Raw genomic sequence first — 327 nt, 5'->3', positions numbered from 1 at the left:
CCCCAACGAAAAAATGGCGAGAAGGTATTTGCTAAACTACTACGCTCAATAGTGTTGATATGTTTTGAGCTGGTTAATGCATTAAGCGATATATCTTCGCGAATTTTACCTGCTTTAATTTTAAGCCCGTTATCAAACGCATAACGTACACGTGCCATAACAATTTCAGCTGTGCCTTCGCCAAATTCGAGTAATAACTTGTGATCCCAATTACCATGCTCGCTAGCAACGTAAGTACGAATACGTCGCGGAAAAAAATCACTGCCGCCAGAGCCGCCATTATCTGCATTGTAAGCGCCATCAAAATAGTTGTAGTCAAGCTGTACG

Annotated in this window: 1 protein-coding gene; it reads right to left on the bottom strand. The window is 41.9% G+C overall.

Features of this window, described 5'->3' with window-relative positions; genetic code table 11:
• A partial coding sequence (locus tag AAEY62_RS21255; RefSeq protein ID WP_350636345.1) for a porin occupies window positions 1–327 on the bottom strand: 327 nt, incomplete at both ends.

It is taken from the genome of Pseudoalteromonas sp. GW168-MNA-CIBAN-0100 (assembly GCF_040309225.1).
In the GTDB taxonomy this organism is placed as follows: domain Bacteria; phylum Pseudomonadota; class Gammaproteobacteria; order Enterobacterales; family Alteromonadaceae; genus Pseudoalteromonas; species Pseudoalteromonas arctica.
This window is presented reverse-complemented; position numbering and strand designations above follow the sequence as displayed.